The sequence below is a fragment of the Rhizobacter sp. OV335 genome (assembly GCF_900142965.1).
Classification (GTDB): Bacteria; Pseudomonadota; Gammaproteobacteria; order Burkholderiales; family Burkholderiaceae_C; genus Rhizobacter.
Genome location: NZ_FRCQ01000009.1, coordinates 97,172 through 120,408 on the forward strand (window position 1 = coordinate 97,172; position 23,237 = coordinate 120,408).

General features: G+C 69.8%; 17 protein-coding genes. 12 read left to right on the forward strand and 5 right to left on the reverse strand.

From position 1 onward, the window contains the following. Positions 1–36: 36 nt before the first annotated feature. On the forward strand, positions 37–1,368 hold the full coding sequence (gene glmM, locus BUE42_RS11830) for a phosphoglucosamine mutase (RefSeq protein WP_073465305.1): 1,332 nt from the start codon (positions 37–39) through the stop codon (positions 1,366–1,368). A 5-nt stretch (positions 1,369–1,373) separates the two neighbouring features. Here glmM and BUE42_RS11835 read toward each other — a convergent pair whose 3' ends face one another. Further along, positions 1,374–1,859 (reverse strand): fasciclin domain-containing protein, encoded by a 486-nt coding sequence (locus BUE42_RS11835; protein WP_073465306.1) that lies wholly within the window; start codon positions 1,857–1,859, stop codon positions 1,374–1,376. 213 nt (positions 1,860–2,072) lie between these two features. Between BUE42_RS11835 and pstS the strand changes: the two genes are divergently transcribed. The 7 genes from pstS to phoR all read left to right on the forward strand — a co-directional run bounded on the left by pstS (position 2,073) and on the right by phoR (position 8,721). Next, positions 2,073–3,110: a phosphate ABC transporter substrate-binding protein PstS gene (gene pstS / locus BUE42_RS11840; protein ID WP_073465307.1), complete on the forward strand. Its 1,038-nt coding sequence runs from the start codon at positions 2,073–2,075 to the stop codon at positions 3,108–3,110. 109 nt (positions 3,111–3,219) lie between these two features. Then, positions 3,220–4,197, forward strand: a complete 978-nt coding sequence (gene pstC / locus BUE42_RS11845; RefSeq protein ID WP_073465308.1) for a phosphate ABC transporter permease PstC — start codon at positions 3,220–3,222, stop codon at positions 4,195–4,197. Continuing rightward, positions 4,194–5,057 (forward strand): phosphate ABC transporter permease PstA, encoded by an 864-nt coding sequence (pstA, locus tag BUE42_RS11850; RefSeq protein WP_073465309.1) that lies wholly within the window; start codon positions 4,194–4,196, stop codon positions 5,055–5,057. Before pstC ends, pstA begins: the two co-directional genes overlap by 4 nt. An 18-nt stretch (positions 5,058–5,075) precedes the next feature. Then, on the forward strand, positions 5,076–5,861 hold the full coding sequence (gene pstB / locus BUE42_RS11855; RefSeq protein ID WP_047588656.1) for a phosphate ABC transporter ATP-binding protein PstB: 786 nt from the start codon (positions 5,076–5,078) through the stop codon (positions 5,859–5,861). Between the two features lie 14 nt (positions 5,862–5,875). Continuing rightward, positions 5,876–6,583 (forward strand): phosphate signaling complex protein PhoU, encoded by a 708-nt coding sequence (gene phoU, locus BUE42_RS11860; RefSeq protein ID WP_073465310.1) that lies wholly within the window; start codon positions 5,876–5,878, stop codon positions 6,581–6,583. A gap of 34 nt (positions 6,584–6,617) precedes the next feature. Beyond that, a complete protein-coding gene (gene phoB / locus BUE42_RS11865; protein ID WP_073465311.1) occupies positions 6,618–7,325 on the forward strand; it encodes a phosphate regulon transcriptional regulator PhoB in 708 nt (235 codons plus the stop codon). Positions 7,326–7,362: 37 nt separating this feature from the next. Continuing rightward, positions 7,363–8,721 (forward strand): phosphate regulon sensor histidine kinase PhoR, encoded by a 1,359-nt coding sequence (gene phoR, locus BUE42_RS11870; protein ID WP_073465312.1) that lies wholly within the window; start codon positions 7,363–7,365, stop codon positions 8,719–8,721. Position 8,722: 1 nt separating this feature from the next. Here the strand turns inward: phoR and BUE42_RS11875 are convergent, their stop codons facing one another. The 4 genes from BUE42_RS11875 to trxA all read right to left on the reverse strand — a co-directional run bounded on the left by BUE42_RS11875 (position 8,723) and on the right by trxA (position 12,748). Then, the gene (locus tag BUE42_RS11875) at positions 8,723–10,381 is read right to left on the reverse strand and encodes a hypothetical protein (protein WP_073465313.1); all 1,659 of its coding nucleotides are present in this window, start codon (positions 10,379–10,381) and stop codon (positions 8,723–8,725) included. 137 nt (positions 10,382–10,518) lie between these two features. Then, on the reverse strand, positions 10,519–10,779 hold the full coding sequence (locus BUE42_RS11880) for a type B 50S ribosomal protein L31 (RefSeq protein ID WP_073465314.1): 261 nt from the start codon (positions 10,777–10,779) through the stop codon (positions 10,519–10,521). 103 nt (positions 10,780–10,882) lie between these two features. Further along, the gene (gene rho, locus BUE42_RS11885) at positions 10,883–12,145 is read right to left on the reverse strand and encodes a transcription termination factor Rho (protein WP_073465315.1); all 1,263 of its coding nucleotides are present in this window, start codon (positions 12,143–12,145) and stop codon (positions 10,883–10,885) included. Positions 12,146–12,418: 273 nt separating this feature from the next. Next, a complete protein-coding gene (trxA, locus tag BUE42_RS11890) occupies positions 12,419–12,748 on the reverse strand; it encodes a thioredoxin TrxA (RefSeq protein WP_047511552.1) in 330 nt (109 codons plus the stop codon). A 172-nt stretch (positions 12,749–12,920) separates the two neighbouring features. On the opposite strand from trxA, the gene BUE42_RS11895 reads away from it, so the two are divergent. The 4 genes from BUE42_RS11895 to BUE42_RS11910 all read left to right on the forward strand — a co-directional run bounded on the left by BUE42_RS11895 (position 12,921) and on the right by BUE42_RS11910 (position 23,208). After that, positions 12,921–15,500 carry a PD-(D/E)XK nuclease family protein gene (locus tag BUE42_RS11895; RefSeq protein WP_073465316.1) on the forward strand — a complete coding sequence of 860 codons (2,580 nt, stop codon included), beginning with the start codon at positions 12,921–12,923 and terminating at the stop codon, positions 15,498–15,500. After that, on the forward strand, positions 15,497–18,766 hold the full coding sequence (locus tag BUE42_RS11900; RefSeq protein ID WP_073465398.1) for a UvrD-helicase domain-containing protein: 3,270 nt from the start codon (positions 15,497–15,499) through the stop codon (positions 18,764–18,766). The genes BUE42_RS11895 and BUE42_RS11900 overlap by 4 nt, the downstream gene beginning before the upstream one ends. Positions 18,767–18,885: 119 nt before the next feature. Next, positions 18,886–20,757 (forward strand): HDOD domain-containing protein, encoded by a 1,872-nt coding sequence (locus BUE42_RS11905; RefSeq protein WP_073465317.1) that lies wholly within the window; start codon positions 18,886–18,888, stop codon positions 20,755–20,757. Between the two features lie 36 nt (positions 20,758–20,793). Then, positions 20,794–23,208 (forward strand): serine/threonine protein kinase, encoded by a 2,415-nt coding sequence (locus tag BUE42_RS11910; RefSeq protein WP_073465399.1) that lies wholly within the window; start codon positions 20,794–20,796, stop codon positions 23,206–23,208. The last annotated feature ends 29 nt before the right edge of the window (positions 23,209–23,237 follow it).

Genomic DNA, 23,237 nt, shown 5'->3' on the forward strand with positions numbered 1-23,237 from the left:
CCCGTCCTGATCGATCCTGGGCGTGGAGACAAGCGAATGAGCAGAACCTATTTCGGCACCGACGGCATTCGCGGCACCGTCGGCCAATCGCCGATCACCCCTGATTTCATGCTGCGCCTGGGCCATGCGGTCGGCCGGGTGCTGAAGGCCGGCATCGCCAAGCCGACGGTGCTGATCGGCAAGGACACGCGGATCTCCGGCTACATGATCGAATCGGCGCTGGAAGCCGGCTTCGCGTCGGCCGGCGTCGACGTGCTGCTCACCGGCCCGCTGCCGACGCCGGGCGTGGCCTACCTCACGCGTGCGTTGCGGCTGGATCTCGGCGTCGTGATCAGCGCCTCGCACAACGCCTACCCGGACAACGGCATCAAGTTCTTCTCGGCACGCGGCGAGAAGCTGCCCGACGAATGGGAGCAACGCGTCGAGGCCACGCTGTTGGAGCCGGCGCAATGGGTCGACTCGGCCCAGCTCGGCAAGGCGCGCCGGCTCGAGGCCGCACGCGGCCGCTACGTCGAGTTCTGCAAGAGCACCTTCAGCAACGACCTGTCGCTGAAGGGCCTGAAGATCGTCGTCGACGCGGCGCACGGCGCCGGCTATCAATCCGGCCCGGACGTGTTCCATGAACTGGGCGCCGAGGTCGTCGCGATCGGCTGCAGCCCCGACGGCGTCAACATCAATGCCGGCTTCGGTGCCACCGCGCCGGCGGCGCTGGTCCAGGCGGTGCGCGAGCACAAGGCGCACTACGGCGTCGCGCTCGACGGCGATGCCGACCGCCTGCAGCTGGTCGATGCCGATGGCCGCTTGTACAACGGCGACGAGCTGCTCTACGTGATGGTGGCCGACCGCTTGGCGCAGGGCCAGCGCGTGCCCGGCGCGGTCGGTACGCTGATGACCAACATGGCGGTCGAGGTGGCGCTGAAGGCACAGGACATCGAGTTCGTGCGTGCCAAGGTCGGTGACCGCTACGTGCTCGAAGAGCTGGCCGCGCGCGGCTGGCTGCTCGGCGGCGAAGGCTCGGGCCACCTGCTGGCGCTCGACAAGCACACCACCGGCGACGGCATCGTCAGCGCGCTGCAGGTGCTGCAGGCGGTGAGCCGCAGCGGCAAGTCGCTGGCCCAGTTGGTCGAGGCGGTGACGCTGTTCCCGCAGGTGCTGATCAACGTGCGGCTGAAGCCCGGCCAGGACTGGAAGTCCGCACCCAGGCTGGCCGAGACGCAGGCCGCCGTGCAGCGCGAGCTGGGCAACGACGGCCGCCTGCTGATCCGCCCCTCCGGCACCGAGCCGCTGGTGCGCGTGATGGTCGAGGCCCGCGACGCGGCGCAAGCCAAGGCCTGCGCAGAGCGTCTGGCCGACACCCTGCGCGCCTGAGGCGCTTACTTCGTGGCCGGGATGAAGACGCGGTCGACGATCTGAACGACGCCGTTGGTGGCCTTCAGGTCGGCCTGCGTCACGACGGCGTCTTCGACCGTCACGAACGTGCCCGACTTCGACAGCGCGAGGTTGCCGCCCTGCAGCGTCTTGACCGGGCCGTTCTTGATGTCGGCCGAGGTCAGCTGGGCCGGCACCACGTGGTAGTTCAGCAGCGCGACGAGGGCGGCCTTGTCCTTGGCCAGGTTCTCCATCGTCTTCGCCGGCACCGCCTTGAAGGCGTCGTTGCTCGGCGCGAACACCGTGTACGGGCCGGGGCCGCTCAGCGTGGCGGCGAGGCCGGCATCGCCGATCAGCTTGTTCAGCGTCGACAGCTCGGGCGTCGTCGCGGTGACCTCGGCGATGGTCTTCGGGGCCGGCGTGGTCGCGCAGCCGGCGGCCAGCAGGGTCAGGGCGGAGGTGGCGGCGATCAGCCAGATTCTCTTGTTCATCGAAGGTCCTTCAGGGGTTGGGATGGCTGGCCGGCAGCATATGGACCGCATGTGACAGGGCCGTGAATACTTCATGACAGCCCGGGTTGCCGGGCGTCAGCCCGAAAATCGCGGCCGCGAACCGCATTCGATGACAGCGATGTCACCGCCTTGTCACACAGCACTTTTACAGTCCCTGGCATTCCTCCAGCCAGTACCCGAAAGGTGCGCACAATGAATCTCAAGTCGTTCCGGTCCGTTGCCACCCTGGTGGCTGTCAGCGCGGTGTCGTCGATGGCCTTCGCTCAAGACATCACCGGCGCCGGCGCCACGTTCCCGGCCCCGCTGTACGCCAAGTGGGCCGAGGCCTACAACAAGGCCAGCGGCGCTCGCATCAACTACCAATCGGTCGGCTCGGGCGCAGGCCTGAAGCAGATCCGCTCGAAGACGGTCGACTTCGGCGCCTCCGACATGCCGCTGAAGGACGACGAACTCGCCAAGGACGGCCTGGTGCAGTTCCCCACCGTGATCGGCGGCGTCGTGCCGGTCGTCAACATCAAGGGCATCCAGCCCGGCCAGATCAAGCTGACCGGCCAGGCGCTCGGCGACATCTACCTCGGCAAGGTCACCAAGTGGAACGACCCGTCGCTGGCCGCGCTGAACCCGGGCGTGCCGCTGCCGGACGCCGCGATCTCGGTGGTGCGCCGTGCCGACGGCTCGGGCACCAGCTTCATCTTCACGAACTACCTGTCGAAGGTGAACGCCGAGTGGAAGGACAAGGTCGGTGAAGGCACCGCCGTCAACTGGCCGACCGGTGCGGGCGGCAAGGGCAACGAAGGCGTCTCGTCGTACGTGCAGCGCCTGCCGAACTCGATCGGCTACGTGGAATACGCCTACGCGAAGCAGAACAAGATGTCGTACGTGCAGCTGAAGAACAAGGACGGCAACTTCGTGTCGCCGGACGATGCCAACTTCAAGGCTGCCGCGGCCGGCGCCGACTGGAGCAAGACCTTCTACCAAGTGCTGACCGAGCAGGCCGGCAAGGACTCGTGGCCGCTGACCGGCGCGACCTTCATCATGATGCAGAAGTCGCAGGACAAGCCGGTGCAGGCCTCCAACTCGCTGAAGTTCTTCGACTGGGCCTACGCCAACGGCGACAAGATGGCCGCCGAGCTCGAATACGTCGCGCTGCCCGATGCGGTGAAGGCGCTGGTCCGCAAGCAATGGGGCGAGATCAAGGACGCTTCGGGCAAGGCCGTCGCGGTCAAGTAAACCCTGCAAGCAACCACCGGCGGCGAGTGCCTTCGGGCCTCGCCGCCCTCGCCTGGATGGAGGAATCGTGGCCGCTACACTCCCCGCATCGCACTACAACAAAGACGAGATGCAACGCTCCGACCCCCTGGGGCAGCCGCCCTCGGTACGCCGTTCCGCGCCGTGGGCCGACACGGTCTTCTCGGTGCTGGCGCATGGCGCCGCGATCCTCACGCTGCTGCTGCTGGCCGGCATCATCGTCTCGCTGGTGATCGGCGCCGCGCCGGCCATCCGCGAGTACGGCCTGAGCTTCCTGTGGCGCAGCGAGTGGGATCCGGTGAAGGATCAATACGGCGGCCTCGTGATGATCTACGGCACGCTCGCCACCTCGGCGATCGCGCTGCTGATCGCGGTGCCGGTGAGCTTCGGCATCGCGCTGTTCCTGACCGAACTCTCGCCCAACTGGCTGCGCCGCCCGCTCGGCGTCGCCATCGAATTGCTGGCCGCGGTGCCGTCGATCGTCTACGGCATGTGGGGCCTGCTGGTGTTCAGCCCGGTGCTGTCCGAGTACGTGCAGCAGCCGCTGCAACGCGTGCTGGGCGACGTGCCGTTCTTCAAGAGCCTGGTCTCCGGCGCGCCGGTGGGCATCGGCATCCTGTCGGCCGGCATCATCCTCGCGATCATGATCATCCCGTTCATCGCCGCGGTGATGCGCGACGTGTTCGAGGTCACACCCGCGATGCTGAAGGAGTCGGCCTACGGGCTCGGCTCCACCACCTGGGAGGTGGTGTTCCGGGTCGTGCTGCCGTACACCAAGACCGGCGTCATCGGCGGCATCATGCTGGGCCTGGGCCGTGCGCTCGGCGAGACGATGGCGGTCACCTTCGTGATCGGCAACGCGAACCAGCTGAACGGCCCGTCGCTGTTCGAAGCGGCCAACAGCATCACCTCGGTGCTGGCCAACGAATTCGCCGAGGCCAGCGAGGGCCTGCACCAGGCCTCGCTGCTGTACCTCGCGCTGGTGCTGTTCTTCATCACCTTCGTGGTGCTGTCGATGTCCAAGCTGCTGCTCGCGCAGCTCAAGAAGGGTGAAGGGGGCCGCTCATGAGCGCCGTGATCGATGACGGCCGCCAGGCCAAGGCGCGCAGCCGCCGCCGCGTCAACGCGGTCGCGCTGACGCTGTCGATGGCCGCGATGGCCTTCGGCCTGTTCTGGCTGATCTGGATCCTGATCGAGACCTTCCGGCTCGGCGTCGGCGGCCTCACCTGGACGGTGCTGACCGAGATGACGCCGGCCCCGCAGGCCGAGGTCGGCGGGCTGGCCAACGCGCTGTACGGCTCGCTGCTGATGGTGTCGCTGGCCACGCTGGTCGGCACGCCGATCGGCGTGCTCGCCGGCATCTACCTGGCCGAGTACGGCCAGAAGACCTGGCTGGGCAGTGCCACGCGCTTCATCAACGACATCCTGCTGTCGGCGCCGTCGATCGTGATCGGCCTTTTCATCTACGCGGTGATCGTCGCGCGCTTCAAGACCTACTCGGGCTACGCCGGCGTGCTGGCCCTGGCGCTGATCGTGATCCCGGTCGTGATCCGCACCACCGAGAACATGCTGTCGCTGATCCCGCATGCGCTGCGCGAGGCGGCCTACGCGCTCGGCACGCCGAAGTGGAAGGTGATCTCCAGCGTCACGCTGAAGGCCGCCCGCGCCGGTGTGATGACCGGCGTGCTGCTCGCCTTCGCCCGCATCGCCGGCGAGACCGCGCCGCTGCTCTTCACCGCGCTGTCGAACCAGTTCTGGTCGAGCAACCTGTCGGGGCCGATGGCCAACCTGCCGGTCACGATCTTCAAGTTCGCGATGAGCCCGTACGAGAACTGGCAGAAGCTCGCCTGGGCCGGCGTGTTCCTGATCACCCTCGGCGTGCTCGCGCTGAACATCTTTGCGCGCGTGGTCTTCCGCAACAAGCACTAGAGAACCAGAAAGCACGACATGGACGTCAAAGTCGAACTCCCGGTGACCGAGAAGGCCAAGATCTCGGTGCGCAACCTGAACTTCTATTACGGCAGCTTCCATGCGCTGAAGCGCATCAACCTCGACATCCCCGAGAAGAAGGTCACCGCCTTCATCGGCCCGTCGGGTTGCGGCAAATCGACGCTGCTGCGCACCTTCAACCGCATGTTCGAGCTCTACCCCGAGCAGCGCGCCGAAGGCGAGATCCTGGTCGACGGCGAGAACGTGCTGAAGAGCAAGCAGGACGTCTCGCTGGTGCGCGCCAAGATCGGCATGGTGTTCCAGAAGCCGACCCCGTTCCCGATGTCGATCTACGACAACATCGCGTTCGGCGTGAAGCTGTTCGAGACGCTGCCGCGCGTCGAGATGGACGAGCGCGTCGAGTGGGCGCTCAAGAAGGCCGCGCTGTGGAATGAAGTGAAGGACAAGCTGAACCAGAGCGGCTCCGGCCTCTCCGGCGGCCAGCAGCAGCGGCTGTGCATCGCGCGCGGCATCGCGATCAAGCCCGAGGTGCTGCTGCTCGACGAGCCGTGCTCGGCGCTCGACCCGATCTCCACCGGCAAGATCGAGGAGCTGATCCACGAGCTGAAGAACGACTACACCGTCGTGATCGTCACGCACAACATGCAACAGGCGGCGCGTTGCTCCGACTACACCGCCTACATGTACCTCGGCGACCTGATCGAGTTCGGCGTCACGTCGGACCTGTTCATGAAGCCGAAGAAGAAAGACACTGAAGACTACATCACCGGCCGGTTCGGTTGAGCGGAGGAAGCACCATGACGGACAAGCACCTTTCCACCCAGTTCGACACCGAACTCAGCGGCATCTCGACGCGCGTGCTCGAGATGGGCGGCCTGGTCGAGTCGCAGGTCGCGCAGGCGGTCTATGCGCTGACCCACTTCAGCGGCGACATCGCGAGCGACGTGCTGCGCAACGAAGAGCGCGTCAACGCGATGGAGATGGAGATCGACCGCGACCTCTCCAGCATCATCGCGCGGCGCCAGCCGACCGCCCGCGACCTGCGCCTGCTGATCGCGATCTCGAAGACCATCGCCAACCTGGAGCGCGTCGGCGACGAGGCGGCCCGCATCGCACGCACCGTGCAGCGGCTGATCAACACCGGCGTCTCGAGCCGGCTGCGCCTGCCGGTCAACGACCTGGCCTTCGAGGCCGAACTGGCGGTGGCCCAGCTGCGCAAGGCGCTCGACGCGTTCGCGCGGCTCGACACCGCGAAGGCCCTCGAGGTGCTGAAGCAGGACGACCAGATCGACCAGGAGTTCGACGGCCTGATGCGCAAGCTGATCACCTACATGATGGAAGATCCGCGCACCATCTCGTCGAGCATCGACCTGGTGTTCGTCGCGAAGGCGATCGAGCGCGTGGGCGACCATGCCAAGAACCTCGCCGAGGTCATCATCTACGTGGTGATGGGCACCGACGTGCGTCACAACTCGCTCGAGAACGTCGAGTCGATGGTGCGATGACGCGATCCGAAGCAGCAGCAAAGGGAAAACCGCAATGAGCCAGGTGCTGGTGGTCGAAGACGAATCGGCAATCGCCGAACTGATGTCCATCAACCTGCGCCATGCCGGCTACGAGGTGGTGGTGGCGGCCACGGCCGACGAGGCGCTGTTGCAGGTCGATCGCGTGCTGCCCGACCTGGTGGTGCTCGACTGGATGCTGCCCGGCGAATCGGGCATCACGCTCGCGAAGCGCTGGCGCTCGCAGCCGCGCACCCGCGAGCTGCCGATCATCATGCTGACCGCGCGCGCGGCCGAGTCCGACAAGATCTCGGGCCTGGATGCCGGCGCCGACGATTACCTCACCAAGCCGTTCTCGACGCACGAGCTGATGGCGCGGATCCGCGCGGTGCTGCGCCGCAAGGCCCCCGAGGCGCTCGACTCGGCGGTCGAGGTCGGTGCGCTCAAGCTCGACCCGGCGACGCGCCGCGTGTCGCGCGAAGGCCAGGAGGTGCGCGTCGGCCCGACCGAATTCCGCCTGCTGCACTTCTTCATGACGCACCCGGAGCGCGTGCACAGCCGCTCGCAGCTGCTCGACCGGGTGTGGGGCGACCACGTCTTCATCGAGGAGCGCACCGTCGACGTGCACGTCAAGCGCCTGCGCGAAGCGCTGAACCCGGTCAACTGCTCGCAGATGATCGAGACCGTCCGTGGCGCCGGCTACCGGCTGACGCAGCAGGTGCAGTCGCAGTCGCTGTCGGCCTGAATCGGCCCTCCCGCGACCGCACAACGGACCCGATGCGATGAACTGGCTGCTGCCGCGCTTCCTGGCCGGCGTCTTCGCGATGGCGGTGGGTGGCGCGCTCGGCCATGTGCTGGGCGAGATGGCGCATGCGCCGCTGGTCGGGCTGTGGCTCGGCACGCTGGTCGGCGCGAGCGCGGTGGCGCTGATCGACGCGGTGCGCGGCTACCGGCTGATGCGCTGGCTCAGCGGCTCGCTCGAAGGCTCGGCGCCGCGCGACACCGGCTTCTGGGGCGAGATGGGTTACCGCATCGAACGCGCGGTGGTGGCGCGCGACCGCACCGTGAGCCGCGAGCAGGGGCGCCTTGCGCATTTCCTGTCGGCCATCGAAGCCTCGCCGAACGGCGTGCTGCTGCTCGACGAGAACGACCAGATCGAATGGTGCAACTCGGTCGCGGCCGACCACTTCGGGCTCGACCCGGTGCGCGACAGGCGCCAGCGCGTGACCAACCTCGTGCGCGCGCCGGCCTTCGTCAGCTACCTGCAGGCGGGCGCGTTCGATCAGGCGGTGTCGGTGCCCGACCTGCGCAACCGCGGCACCTTGTCGGTCTACATCCGCCCGTATGGCGACGGCTTGAAGCTGGTGCTGTCGCTCGACATCACCGAGCGCGAGCGCTCCGAGGGCATGCGGCGCGATTTCGTCGCCAACGTCTCGCACGAGATCCGCACGCCGCTGACGGTGCTGTCGGGCTTCATCGAGACGATGAGCAACCTGCCGCTGACCGAGGTCGAGCGCCGCCGCGTGCTGACGCTGATGGGCCAGCAGACGCAGCGCATGCAGACGCTGGTGGCCGATCTGCTGACGCTGGCGCAGCTCGAAGGCAGCCCGCGCCCGCCGAGCGACCGCTGGGTGGCCGTCAGCAAGCTGTTCGGCCAGGCGCAGGCCGATGCGACCGCGCTGTCGATGGGCCGCCACCAGCTGAGTTTTGCCGGCGCCGATGCGGCCCAGCTGGCCGGCAGCGAGAGCGAGCTGATGAGCGCGGTCGGCAACCTGGTGACGAACGCGGTGCGCTACACGCCGGAGGGCGGGCGCATCGCGGTGAACTGGCGCATGCGCGAGGACGGGGCCGGCGAGGTGTCGGTCAGCGACAGCGGCCCGGGCATCGCGCGCGAGCACCTGCCGCGCCTGACCGAACGCTTCTACCGCGTCGACGGCAGCCGCTCACGCGACACCGGCGGCACCGGGCTCGGGCTCTCGATCGTCAAGCACGTGGTGCAGCGGCATGGCGGCGAGCTCGACATCCACAGCGAGATCGGCAAGGGCTCGCGCTTCTGCCTGGTGCTGCCGGCGGCGCGGGTGCGCTTTCTGGAGCCGGCGCCGGATCCGCGGCGCGCCATGCCGCAGGTTCAAGACTCGTAGGCTACGGACTGCGGCGGTAGACCGCTGCCACCTCGTCGCTGTCCGACGGCCGCAATTCCCGCGTGATCAGCTGCCAGCCCTTCGGCGCCGGCGCCTGGCGGCGCAAGGTCTCCATCACCACCAGGAACTCGCACAGTGTGCGGTCCGGCATCTGTGTTGCGTCGACGCGATACCCGCCGAAGTACTCCAGCGCCACCAGCTGCGCGCGGCTCAGGCCGGGTGCCGCGATGCAGACGTCGCCCGGCACGTGGCGCGCGATGCGCGTCACCAGCGGGCGGTAGCTGCGCGCGTAGTCGAACAGCGGCAGCCCGAGCGTCATCAGCAGCGACCAGCACAGCGCGACGCCGCTGGCCGGCAGCACCAGGCTCTTCCACAGCGGATGGCGGTGCCGCCCGGTGCGCCACTTGACCAGCCACAGCCAGGCCAGCGTCGCGGCGATCGCGGTCAGCAGCGCCAGCAGCGAGAAGTTCGGGATGAAGCCCGGCGCGAGCCGCGCGACGTTGGCCGCCGGCTTGGCCGGCACGCCGGTGTAGACCGACGCGTAGACGACCCAGATCGCCAGCGCCCAGACGCTGAAGAAGAACACCGAGAACCAGTCCATCGCGGCCGAGGTGCCGCGGTGCAGCGTCGGCAGCGCGAACGCCGCCAGCACCGCGAGCGGCGGCAGGCCGAGCATCAGCGCGCGGTCCGACCCGCCCATCGCGAGGCAGGCCCCCACGCTGACCAGCACGCAGCCGAGCGGCGCGGTGATGTGCCGGTTCAGCCACTGCGCGCGCCAGCGCCACAGCGTCCAGAACGCGAGCAGCCAGCCCGGCCACATGAACCAGACGAAGAGCTTGCCGAGGCTGACGAAATCGCTTGCCTCGACATACCCGTCGAGCCGCCAGCCCCAGGCGCCGAGCAGCGTCGCGACGACCAGCCCCAGCACGCCGCCGGCGGCGATCCACAGCGTGAAGCGCCGCGCCGGTTCATAGCTCGATCGGCCGCAGACGATGCCGCCGGTGACGGCCAGCAGCGCACCGATCATCGGCGCGCCGCTGGCCGCGAGCGCCGGCAGCGCGACCACCACCGCCGCCTTGCTCTGCCAGCCGCGGAACGGGCAGGCCGCCAGCGCATAGAGGAACAGCGACACGCTGGCCAGCTGCGCCAGTTCGGGCGTGGTCTCGTGGCCGAGCTGCAGCAGGCCGAGGCTCGCGATCAGCGCGAGCAGCGCGCCGTCGGCCACCGCGCGCGCATAGTCGATCGGGCTGGCCTCGCCGCCGAACGCGAACGGCACCGGTTGGGCCGCCTCGGTGCGTGCGAAGTGGTAGGTGCTGTACCAGGTCAGCAGCAGCGTGACGCCCAGCAGCAGCGTGAACGGGATGCGGGCGGCGAGCGGCGGGCCGAGCAGGCCGCCGAGCAGCTTGATGAAGACGGCACCGAGCCAGTAGGGCAGCAGCGCCGAATCGCTCGGGATGCCCGCGACGGTCGGCGACCACCAGCTGGTGCTGCCCTGCGCGATGTCGACCATGTAGCCGAACGACGTCATGTCGGCGGCCTTCCACGGGTCGCGACCGAACAGGCCGGGCAGCAGGTAGGCCGCGCAGAACAGCAGCAGGGCCAGGCGCGGCAGGCGCTGGGCCGCACGCTGGGTGACGAGGGCGGGGGTGGGAGAGTTCAAGGACGGTGGCGCAGGCTGTTCTCGGGACGGCGACGATGATGCAGCAACTTGTGCACGAAGTTCGGGCGCGCCAACGAAAAAGGCAGCCCGCAGGCTGCCTTGGTGTCGTCGCGTCACGCTGGGCGCGACGGGGCGAATTACTTCGCCTTCAGGTGCGCAAACTTGTTGCGGAACTTCTCGACGCGGCCGCCCAGCGAGTCGATGCTCTTCTGGGTGCCGGTGTAGAACGGGTGCGATTCGCTGGTGGTTTCCAGCTTGATCAGCGGCAGCTCACGGCCATCTTCCATCTTGATGGTTTCCTTCGACTGCGCGCACGAGCGCGTGACGAACTTGAAACCGTTGGACAGGTCCACGAAGCAGATGTCGCGGTAGTTCGGGTGGATGCCTTCTTTGGCCATGAGAAACCTCTTCAGCGCTGTGATACCGGGAGCCACGCCAAACCACTTGGCGCACTTTCCGGAATGCGGAAAACCGCGGATTATAGCGTCGCGCGAACAGGCATCAACCGCCGCGGCGCATCATGTCGAAGAAATCGTGGTTGTTCTTCGTGGATTTCATCTTGTCGAGGATGAATTCCATCGCTTCGATCTCGTCCATCGGGTACAGCAGTTTGCGAAGGATCCAGGTCTTCTGCAGGATCTCGGGCTGCAGCAGCAGCTCTTCGCGGCGCGTGCCGGTCTTGTTGATCAGGATCGACGGGTAGACGCGTTTCTCGGCCATGCGGCGATCCAGGTGGATCTCGCAGTTGCCGGTGCCCTTGAACTCTTCGTAGATCAGGTCATCCATGCGGCTGCCGGTGTCGATCAGCGCGGTGCCGATGATGGTCAGCGAGCCGCCTTCTTCGACGTTGCGTGCCGCACCGAAGAAGCGCTTCGGGCGCTGCAGCGCGTTCGAGTCCATGCCGCCGGTCAGCACCTTGCCGGACGAGGGCAGCACGTTGTTGTAGGCACGGGCCAGGCGGGTGATCGAGTCGAGCAGGATCACCACGTCCTTGCGCATCTCGACGAGGCGCTTGGCGCGCTCGATCACCATTTCGGCGACCTGCACGTGGCGCGCGGCCGGCTCGTCGAAGGTGGAGCTGATGACCTCGCCGCGCACCGTGCGGACCATTTCGGTCACTTCTTCCGGCCGTTCGTCGACCAGCAGCACGATCAGGTAGATGTCGGGGTGGTTGGCGACCAGCGCATGTGCCAGCTGCTGCATCATCACCGTCTTGCCGGTCTTCGGCTGGGCCACGAGCAGCGCGCGCTGGCCTTTGCCGATCGGCGCGATCAGGTCGATGATGCGGCTGGTGACGTTCTCTTCGCTCTTGATGTCGCGTTCGAGCTTGAACTGTTCCTTCGGGAACAGCGGCGTCAAGTTCTCGAACATGATCTTGTGCTTGCTCTCCTCGGGCGTCAGGCCGTTGACACGGTCGACCTTGACGAGCGCGAAGTAGCGTTCGCCGTCCTTCGGAACCCGCACTTCGCCTTCGACGGCGTCGCCGGTGTGCAGGTTGAAGCGGCGGATCTGGCTCGGCGACAGGTAGATGTCGTCGGTCGAGGCCATGTAGCTGGCGTCGGGCGCCCGCAGGAAGCCGAAGCCGTCGGGCAGCACTTCGAGCACGCCGTCGCCGAAGACCTGCTCGCCGCCTTTCGCGCGCTTCTTCATGATCGCGAACATCAGCTCCTGCTTGCGCATGCGGGCGACGTTCTCGATCTCCAGCGCCTCACCCATCGTGATGAGCTCGGAAACGTGGAGCGCTTTCAGTTCAGACAAATGCATGGGCAGTGCCCCTGGAAAGAGTGCAAGCAGGATCCTTGAAACCGGACCCGGATCGATCGCTGCGACAAGTTTCGCGAGCAACCCGACATCGGGCTGCAGGACAACTTGGCACCGCTTTCGCGACGACGACTATCTGGGATTTGAAACGCTGGAGTTTTGTGCCGGACCGGTGCGCCGCTGCCGTTGTCGGCATTGGGCGGGGTGGCAATCTTCAGGTGGTGGCTTCAGTCCGTCCGGGGAGAACGGGGCCCGAGGCCACCACGATTCGGCGGATTATAGATGACCGTCGAGGAAGGCCGTCAACTGGGCCTTCGAAAGTGCGCCGACCTTGGTGGCGGCGAGCTGGCCGCCCTTGAACAGCATCAGGGTCGGGATGCCGCGGATGCCGAACTTGGCGGGCACGTCGCGGTTGTCATCGACGTTCAGCTTGGCGATCTGCAGGCGGCCGCTGTAGTCCTTCGACACTTCGTCGAGGATCGGGGCGATCATCTTGCAGGGGCCGCACCATTCGGCCCAGTAGTCGACCAGGACGGGCTTGTCCGCCTGCAGGACGTCGCTGTCGAACGACGCGTCGGTGGTGTGCTTGATCAGTTCGCTGCTCATGGGATTTGTCCTTGGACATGTGCCACCCGTTGCGAGTGGCAAGGCACAATGATTCTGACACAAAGCCCCTGCGCACGCGGCGCGTCCCGACCTCACCGCGGCTATGGCTTCGATAGCTGCAACGCCTTCTCCAAGCCTTTTTCACGCCACTTTGAGCGACCTAGACACCCCGGTGATCGACACCCTGCCGGCCGCCGCACTCGACGGGCCGGGCCTCGTCGCGCAGGTGCGCGCGTGGATGGCGCGCGGGGGCATCGAGGCGCGCGGCTGCGTGCTGCTGATGCCGTTCGCGCAACAGCTGGGCGCGGCGCGTGCCGCCTGGGCGCAGGCCGGCGGCTGGATGCCGGAGATCGAGACCACGCAGACGCTCGCGCAGCGGCTCGGCCCGCCGCCGGGGGCGCAGGAAGGCCAGATCAGCTTCGATGTCCACCTCGATCGCCTGGCGGCCGCGCGCATCCTGCGCAGCCAGGCACGGCTGCAGGCCTGGGGCCGCACCGATCCGCGGGCTTTCGACGATGCGGTGGCCGGCTTCGTGCGGCTGTCGCACGGGCTTGCGCGCGCTGCGGCGGCGATCGAGCCGTCCGGCCGCGAAGCCCATTGGCGACAAGCCCGCGCGCTGCTGGCCGCCGGCGACGGGCCCGGGCTCACCGAGCGTCAGATCGCGGCGATCGCGGTCGAATGGGCCGCGGCCGCCGCGCCGCCGCACACCGACGCGCTGTTCGCGCTGCGTCCTGCCGCCTGGATCGCGGTCCGCGTCGGCGGCAGCGATCCGCTGACCGACGCGCTGCTGCGTGCCGCGAACGTGCCGGCCGTCGTCATCGACACCGATGCCGCGGCGCTGCGCCTGCCGTCGCGCACGCCGGCCGTCGCGCTGTGCGAGGGCTTCGAGGACGAGGCGCAGTGCACGGCCGCGCAGGTGCTCGCGCATGTGCAGCGCGGCGAGCTGCCGGTGGCGCTGGTCGCGCAGGACCGGCTGCTGGTGCGCCGTGTGCATGCCTTGCTGGCGCGGCAGTCGGTCGCGGTGCTCGACGAAACCGGCTGGAAGTTGTCGACCACGCGGGCCGCGGCGCAGCTGATGGGGCTGTTGCGCGCGGTCGGTGCGTCGAGCGCCGATGCGACGCTCGACGCACTCAAATCGCTGACCGCGCCGTGGCCCGGCCTCGGCCCCGTGGCCGCGCTGACGCAATCGCTCGAAGCCACCTGCCGCCGCCAGGGCTGGCGCCGCACGTCGCAGATCGATGCCGAGCGGCTGCACCCGGGCGAAGCCCGCTTGTGGGCCGCGTTGAGCGCCGCGCTGGCGCCGCTCGCCGAGCCCGGCCGACGCCCGTTGCGCGACTGGTGCGAGGCCTTGCAAGGCCTGCTCGGCGCAGCCGGCCTGGCCGATGCGCTGGCCGATGACGCGGCCGGCGCCCAGGTGCTGGCTGCACTGTGGCTGTCCGAAGGCCGCGGCTGGCCGGCGCAGGCGGGGCAGACCTCGATGACGCTGGAGCAATTCCGCCAATGGGTCGACGGCGTGCTCGAGGAGTCGTCGTTCGTGCCGCCCGCGCCGCCGCAGCCGGCGGTCGTGATCACGCCGCTCGCGCATGCCACGCTGCGGCCGTTCGCCGCGCTGGTGCTGCCCGGCGCCGACGAGCGCCACCTCGGCGCCGGCGTCGATCCGCTGCCCTTCATCAGCGATGCGCAGGCGGTGGCGCTCGGCCTGCCCAGCGCGGCCAGCCGCCGCGAGCGCGAGGCCTTGTCGTTCGCGCATGCGATGCATGCCGCGCAGGTCACGCTGCTGCGCCGGCATGTCGACGGCAGCGAGCCGCTGTCGGCCAGCCCGCTGGTCGAGCGGCTGTCGCTCGCGCTGCAGAAGGCGTCGCGCGCTTTCGAGCCCTGGGCCGATCCGCGCCCGTCGCAGGCGGTCGAACCGCAGCCGGTCTTCATGCCCGCGCCGTCGGCCGCTGCCTTGCTGCCGGACCGGCTGTCGGCCAGTGCCTGCGAAGCGCTGCGCGCCTGCCCGTACCGCTTCCACGCGCTGCACATGCTGAAGCTGCGCGAGCCCGGCGAGCTCGACGAAGAGGTCGAGAAGCGCGACTACGGCAACTGGCTGCACGCGGTGCTGCAGGCCTTCCACGAGACGCGCGCCGAGCCGGGCACGCCGGCCGACGAGACGGCCCGCCTGCTGCACCTGGGCCGCACGATGCAGGACCGCGCCGGCCTCGCCGATGAGGATTTCCTGCCGTACGGGGCCAGCTTCGAGCAGCTCGCGCCGCGCTACATCGCGTGGCTGCACGAGCGCGATGCGCAAGGCATCGCGTGGGCCGAAGGCGAGCAGGCGCACGAGATCGACCTGCCGGCGCCGGCGGCCGTCACGCTGCATGGCCGCATCGACCGCGCCGACCGCCGCCGCGACGAGGGCGCCGACGTGCTGGAGCTGATCGACTACAAGACCGGCAGCGAGAGCGCGCTGCGCCAGCAGGTGCGCCAGCCGCTCGAAGACACGCAGCTCGCGTTCTACGCCGCGCTGATGCGCCCGCACACCGACGCCGGCCTGCAGGCTGTCTACCTGCTGCTCGATGCCGGCCACGAGATCCGCCAGGTGCCGCACCCCGAGGTCGAGGCGAGCGCGCAGGCGCTGGTCGAGGGCCTGTCCGATGAACTCGCCCGCATCCGCGCTGGTGCCGGCCTGCCGGCGCTCGGCGAGGGCCGCGTCTGCGATTTCTGCGAGGCCCGTGGGCTGTGCCGCAAAGACCAATGGAGCGCACGATGAACGCCCCGGCCTACCAGGCGGACGGCGCGCCGGTCTCGCGCGAGGCGTTCTACACGATCGCCTGCGACCCGCAGCGCAGTGTCGTCGTCGAGGCCTGCGCCGGCGCCGGCAAGACCTGGATGCTGGTGTCGCGCATCGTGCGCGCGCTGCTCGACGGCGCGCGCCCGCAGGAGATCCTCGCGATCACCTTCACCCGCAAGGCGGCTGGCGAGATGCGCGAGCGGCTCAACCAGTGGCTGGCCGATTTCGCGTCGCCGCTCGTCGACGATGCGAAGCGCGCGGCCGAGCTGGTCGCGCGCGGCGTGCCGCCGGCGCAGGCGGCGGGGCTCGCGGCGCGGCTGGCCGGCCTGCACGAAGAGGTGCTCACCACCGGCCGGCCGGTCGAGATCCGCACCTTCCACGCCTGGTTCTCGCAGTTGCTGAAGACCGCGCCGCTCGACCTGCTGGCCGAGCTCGGGCTGCAGCCCGGCATGAGCCTGATCGAGGACATCGACGAGCACCTCGGCGAGATCTTCCGGCGCTTCCACGCGGCGCTGCTCGACGACGATGCGCTGCATGCCGACTACCGCGCGCTGATCGAGCGGCGCGGCCGTTCGCAGACCGCGAAGTGGCTCGCGACGGTGCTCGACAAGCGCGTCGAGATCGAGCTCGCCGACGAGGCCGGCGTGCTCGACGAGAGCGTGCCGTCGGCCGCGCAGCTGTGGCCGGCGCTGGCCGCGCTGCCGCATCCGGGGCACCGGCTGAACGACGCCGAGGCGCGCGCGTTGCTGCTGCGCGTGGCCGCGGCGCTCGGTGCGCAGACCAAGGCCACGCCGCGCAAGCAGGGCAGCCTGCTCGAGCAGGCGCTGGCGCTCGACGAGCCCGAGGCCGCGTTGAACGCCGCACGCAGCGCCTTGCTCAACAGCAGCGGCCAGTTGCGCGCCCACCTGGCCGCGCCCGAACTCGACGACGCGGTCGCGCTGCTCGACGCGATCCACCACGCCACGCGTCAGCAGCTCGCGCACGACGAGCACCTGCGCATGGCGCGGCTGTCGCGCGTGCTGCTCGCGCAGTTCGCCGCGTTCAAGCGCCTGCGCGGGCTGGCCGACATGGCCGATCTCGAACGCTGCGCGCTCGCGCTGCTGCGCGACGCCGACCTGTCCGGCTGGGTGCAGGAGCGGCTCGATTCGCGCGTGCGCCACGTGCTGATCGACGAGTTCCAGGACACCAGCCCGCTGCAGTGGCATGCGCTGCACAGCTGGTTGTCGGCCTATGCCGGCGCCGGCGGCGGCGCGAGCGGTCAGCGGCCGCCGTCGGTCTTCATCGTCGGCGACCCGAAGCAGAGCATCTACCGCTTCCGTCGCGCCGAGCCGCGGGTGTTCGCCGCGGCCGCCGAGTTCGTCGCCGACGGCCTGGGTGGACATGTGCTGGCCTGCGACCACACGCGGCGCAATGCGCCCGAGGTGATCGCCGCGCTGAACCAGGTGTTCGAGGCGGCGCAGCGCGATGGCGAGTACAGCGATTTCCGCGCGCACAGCACCGAGATCGCACCGATTGCCGGCGCCGGCCTGCGCGCGTTGCCGCCGGTGCCGCGCCCGCCGCGCGAGTCCGCCGCGCGCCATGAAGGCACGCTGCTGTGGCGCGACAGCCTGGCCACGCCGCGCCACGAGCCCGAAGAAGTGCTGCGCGAGCAAGAGGCCCATTGGGTCGCGCAGGCGGCCGGCGAGCTCGTGGCCAGCGGCGCGTTCGCGCCCGGCGAGATCTTCGTACTGTGCCGCAAGCGCGCGTCGCTGCGGCTGGTCGCGCAGGCGCTGCAGGCGCGGCACCTGCCGGCTGCGGCCGTCGAAGACCAATCGCTGATGGATGCACCCGAGGTGCGCGACCTGATCGCGATGCTCGATGCGCTGGCCTCGCCGCAGCACCGGCTGTCCCTCGCGCAGGCGCTGCGCAGCCCGCTGTTCGGGGCCGCAGACGGCGAACTGATCGCACTGGCGCAGCAGGTGGCCGATGGCGGCGACTGGTTCGGCGCGCTGCTGGCCGGGCCGCACGACGGCCACCCGGCGCTGCAGCGCGCGCAGCGGCTGCTGCCGGCCTGGCTGCAGGCCGCGCGCGAGCTGCCGCCGCACGACCTGCTGGACCGCATCGTGGCCCAGAGCGGCTACCGCGAGCGGGTCGCGGCCACCGTGCCGCCCGAGCAGCGCGCCGCGGCGCTGAACGCGATCGACGCGCTGCTCGGCCAGGCGCTGACGCTCGACGGCGCGCGCTACGCGACGCCGTACAACTTCGTGCGCGCGCTGAAGCGCCGCGCGCTGAAGGTGGCGCCGCCGGCCCAGCGCAACGCGGTGCAGCTGCTGACGGTGCACGGCGCGAAGGGCCTGGAGGCGCGCGTCGTCTTCATCATGGACAGCGCGCCCGAGCGGTCCGGCACCGACACCGCCACCGTGCTGGTCGACTGGCCGGTCGAGCTGGACCGGCCGGCGCGCTGTGCCTTCGTCTACTCCGAGGGGGACGTGCCGCCGTCGCTGGCGCCGGCGATGGGGGCCGAGCTGGCGGCGCGGCAGCGCGAGGAGCTCAACGGCCTGTACGTCGCGATGACCCGGGCCCGCGAGCAGGTGGTGTTCAGCCGCACCGAGCCGCACATCGCGGCGCCCGGCGCGTCGTGGTGGCAGCGCGTCGACGCGCTCGCGCGGCCATGGCTGCCGGCCGACGTGGCGTCGGCCGAGGCGGGGCAGGGCGCCTTCGCGCTGCCGGTCTTGCCGGGCTTGCCGCCGGTTCCGGTGGCAGGTCTCGCGCCGCTGGCCTTCGCCGCGCGCGACGATCGTGCGTCGCGCCTCGGCCAGGCGGTGCACCGCACGCTCGAATGGGCGACGGCCGAGCGCGCCACCGGCGCCGTCGACGACGCCGCGCTGGAGGCCCTTGCCACTGCTGCCGCCAGCGCCTTCGACAGCCCGCCGCGCGAGGTGCTGCGCATCGCGTCGACGATGCTGAAGCACGCCAGCGGCCGCCGCTTCTTCGAGCGCGCCGGGTTGCTGTGGGCCGGCAACGAAGTGGCGGTGGCGCAGGGCGCGCAGGCGCTGCGCATCGACCGGCTGGTCGCGCTGGACGAAGGCGGCGAGCGCGTCTGGTGGGTGCTCGACTACAAGCTGGCCCACAAGCCGCAGGCGCAGCAGGAGTACCAGCAGCAGATGCAGCGCTACCGCGACGCGGTGCAGGCGCTGCAACCCGGCGAGCGCGTGCGCTGCGCGCTGATCGCCGGCACCGGCGAGGTGGTGGAGCTCGACATCTGACGCTCGAAAAGCTGCCACCCTGGCTGAAATTGGCAGGGCTTTTCCGGGTTCATCTGCGCACCACGATGCAGCATTCAGTCGTCCAATAAGCCAACTTCGTCCCATTGCGCCCTTCGCCCATGTCCGTTCCGGAGACTCCTGCCGCCAAGACCGCGCCGACGCGTGCGTTCGGTCGCTATCAGCTGCGCCAGCTGCTGGGCAAGAGCGACCGCAGCATGGTCTGGCTGGCCTTCGATCCGCGCGCCTCGCAGGAGGTGATGTTGACGCTGCCGCGCGTACAGCCCGCCGATGCGGCCGGCCTGGAGGCCTGGACGCGCGACGCCAAGCTCGCCGCGCGGCTCGACCACCCGAACCTCGCCCACGTCATCGAAGTGGGCGTGCAGGACCACTGGCCGTATGTCGCGGTCGACCGCGCGCTCGGCAGCACGCTGGCCGAGCGGCTCGCGGCCACGCCCGGGCTGACCGCCAACGAAGCGGTGGGCTGGATGATCCAGGCGCTCGAAGGCCTGGCCTTCGCGCACGACGCCGGCGTGGCGCACCGCGACCTGCAACTGCACCACGTGCTGCTCAGCGAGCAGGGCACGGTGCGCGTGATGGCGCTGGCTGTCGCCTCGTCCGCGCCCGCCGCCGCCGGCGAGGCGGCTGCCACCGATCGCGCCCATGACCGGGCGCACGACCGCGCGATGCCGATGGACCCGAACCAGCTGCGCGCCGCCCGCGTCGCCGCGGAGCGCGACGTGCTGTGTGCCGGCCTGGTGCTGCACCATCTGCTGTCGGGCCAGCCCGCGCTCGACGAACCCGACACCGCCCGCGTCATCGACCTGCTGCCGCCGACCGGCCGCGAGATCATCCGGCTGCCGTGGGGCACGCCCAAGCCGATTCCCGATGCGCTGCGCGCCATCGCCAACCGCGCGACCGACCGCCAGGAGCGCCAGCGCTACCACAGCGCCCGCACGATGCTGCGCGCGATGTCGGGCTGGCGCGAGACCGATGCGCAGGACAGCGGCGGCGCGATCGCGCTGCTGATCGACCGCATGCGCAGCATCGGCCACCTGCCGGCGGCGCCCGGCGTCGCGCAGCGCGTCGGCCGGCTCGCGATGGCCGAGGGCCAGCGCACCGACGAGATCGCCCAGCAGATCCTGCAGGACATGGCGCTCAGCTTCGAGCTGCTGCGCACCGTCAACTCGGCCCAGGTGCAGGGCACGCAGATTTCCGGCAACGGGCCGGTGCTCACCATCCGCCGCGCGGTCGCGCTGATGGGGCTGAAGGGCGTGCGCAGTGCGGCCGCGGTGCTGCGGCCGTGGCCCGGGCCGCTGTCGCCCGTGCATGCCGATGCCTTGCAGAAGCTGATGGACCGGGTGCGCCTGGCCGGCCACACCGCGCAGGTGCTGCGCCCGGCGGGCTACGACCCCGAGGTGATCTACCTGATCGCGACGCTGCAGAACCTGGGCCGGCTGATGGTGCAGTACCACTTTCCGGACGAAGCCGAACAGATCCGCCAGCTGATGCAGCCGATCCCGCCCACCGAGCCGGGCGAGGCCGAGCAGCCGGGCATGACCGAAGAGGGCGCGTCGTTCGCGGTGCTCGGCGTCGACAGCGAACTGCTGGGCGCCGCGGTGGCGCGCCACTGGGGCTTGAACGACGAGGTGCTGCACATGGTGCGCCGCTTGCCGGCCACGCGCCCGGTGCGCACCGCCGACAGCGATGGCGACGTGCTGCGCATTGCCGCGAGCGCCGCCAACGAGGCGGTCGACGTGGTGAGCCAGATGCCTGCCGCGCGCATCGGTGCCGGCCTGGCCGCGGTGGCGCAGCGCTATGCGCGGCCGCTGGAGGTGACCGCGCGCGACATCGGCGAGGCGCTGCAGAGCGCCCGTCAGGCGATGACGACCGGTGGCGTGGCCGTGTCGCCGCGCCATCCGCCGGCCGACGATGCGGCGCCGCCCGCGGGCGGGCTGCGCGGGCTGGCCGCGTCGCGATCGCGCCCGCAGTAAGCCGCTGCCGTACCGAACCTGATGCCCGCTGCCGCCATGGCCTCGCGCCCTGCCACCCTGGGCCGCTTCGAACTGCGGCGAATGCTCGGCAAGGGCGCGCAGGCGACCGTCTGGCTGGCCCATGACCCGCGCCTGGAGCGCGAGGTGGCCGTCAAGCTGATGCGCCCCGGCGCCGACACCGAGACGGTCGGCCATTTTCTGCAGGAGGCGCGCAGCGTCAGCCGGCTGACCCATCCGCACATCGTGCCGGTCTTCGAGGCTGATGTTCACGAGCAGCAGCCCTACCTCGTCTTCGAATACGTGGCCGGCCCGACGCTGGCCGAGAGCTTGCGCGCGAAAGGCGCGATGCCGGCGCGCGACGCGGTGGAGATGATGCTGGGCGTGCTGGACGCGCTGACCGCCGCGCATGCGGCCGGCGTGATCCACCGCGACCTGAAGCCGTCGAACATCCTGGTGGACGGCGAGGGCCGGGCGCGCGTGATGGACTTCGGCATCGCCGCGAGCGTGAATGCACAGCACGTGCAGCAGGTGGTCGGCACGCCGGGCTACATGTCGCCCGAGGCGACGCACGGGCTGAAACCGGCGCCGGCGATGGATCTGTTCTCGGCCGCGCTGGTGCTGGCCGAGATGCTGTGCGGGCGGCAGCTGCTGATCGAGAAAGACCCATTCCGCGCGATGTACCGCGTGGCGCATGAAGACATGGTGTGGCCGAAGGATGCCGCCGGCGATGCCGACGACGCGCTGCGCGCGATCGTGATGCGCAGCCTGGCACGCGACCCGGCCCAGCGGCACGCCGACGTGGCCGCGTTCCGCAAGGCCTTGCAGGAGTGGCTGGTGCCGGCGGGGGCTGATGCGCCAGCGGCGGGGCAGGCGGCGCCATCGAGCAGCGGCACGCTGGAGTTCCTGCTGCGCCGCATGCGGCACAAGAGTGATTTCCCGGCGATGTCGGATTCGGTGGTGCGCATCCAGCGCGTTGCCAATTCGGAGACCGAGAGCCTCGCCAGCCTGTCGAGCGAGATCCTGAAGGACGTCGCGCTGACCAACAAGCTGCTGCGGCTGGTGAACACCGCGCACTACACGCAGTCGGGTGGCGGCAGCATCAGCACGGTGTCGCGCGCGGTGGCGTTGATCGGCTTCGCCGGCATCCGCAACATCGCGCTCAGCCTGGTGCTGCTGGAGCACATGCACGACAAGGGGCATGCGAACCAGCTGAAGGAAGAGTTCCTGCGCTCGCTGATGGCCGGCTCGCTGGCCAATGAGCTGCTGCCGGGGTCGAAGGAGGGGGAGGAAGCCTTCATCGGCGCGATGTTCCAGAACCTGGGCCGGCTGCTGACGGAGTTCTACTTTCCGGACGAGGCGCGGCAGGTGCGCAAGCTGACCGGGACCAAGGGCGTCGGCGGCTCGACGATGGGCGAGCATGCGGCGTCGATCAGCGTGCTGGGCTTGAGCTTCGAGGAGCTGGGGCTGGGCATCGCGAAGGCCTGGGGCTTCCCCGAGAGCCTGCAGCGCTGCATGCGCCGGCCGGTGGGCGACTTCCCGACGCGGCCGTGCGACAAGGCCGACCGCATGCGCTGGATCGCGCTGGCCGCCAACGAGGTGACCGACGCGATGATGCAGGCCGAGCCGGGCCGCGCGAGCAGTGCGATCGCGGCGGTGGCGCAGCGCTATGCGCGCGTGCTCGAGATCAGCCCGCGCGACATGCAGGCTGCGGCGCTGCTCGCGCAGCAGCGGCTAGCAGGCCTGGCCCAGGCGATGAGCCTGAGCGTGCAGCCGGGCTCGCCGGTGCGGCGATTGCTGGAGCAACCGGGCGGCAACGGCACGGCGAAGACGATCGTCGATGACGCCGACAGCCTGTCGGGGCATGAACTGCAGGCCACGATCGCGATCGACGTGACGCAGCCGGCCGAGAAGCCGTTCGACCAGGACGCAGCAGCCGCGATGCTGGGCGCGGGGATCCAGGACATCACGAACACGATGGTCGAGGATTTCAAGCTCAACGACGTGCTGCGGATGATCCTGGAGACGATGCTGCGTGCGCTGGGTTTCCGGCGCATCGTGTTCTGCCTGCGCGACCCGAAGACCGAGATGCTGACCGGGCGCTTCGGCATGGGCGATGACGTCGACAGCGCGTGCAAGCAATTCAAGGTGGCGCTGAAGCCGGCGCCGGGCACCGCGCCCGACCTGTTCAGCGCGGTGTGCCTGAAGGGGGCGGACACGCTGATCTCGGACGCGACGGTGCCGAACATCGCCGCAAGGCTGCCGGCGTGGTACCGGCAGCAGGTGAATGCGCCGGCGTTCCTTCTGCTGCCCTTGCTGATGAAGGGCGCGCCGTTCGCGCTGATTTATGCCGACAAGGCGCAGCCCGGCGGCATCCAGCTGGGAGAGCGGGAGCTCTCGCTGCTGCGCACGCTGCGGAACCAGGCGGTGATGGCGTTCAAGCAGTCGCGCTGAGCCTCGTGCTGAGGGGCGTTGCGGGTGCG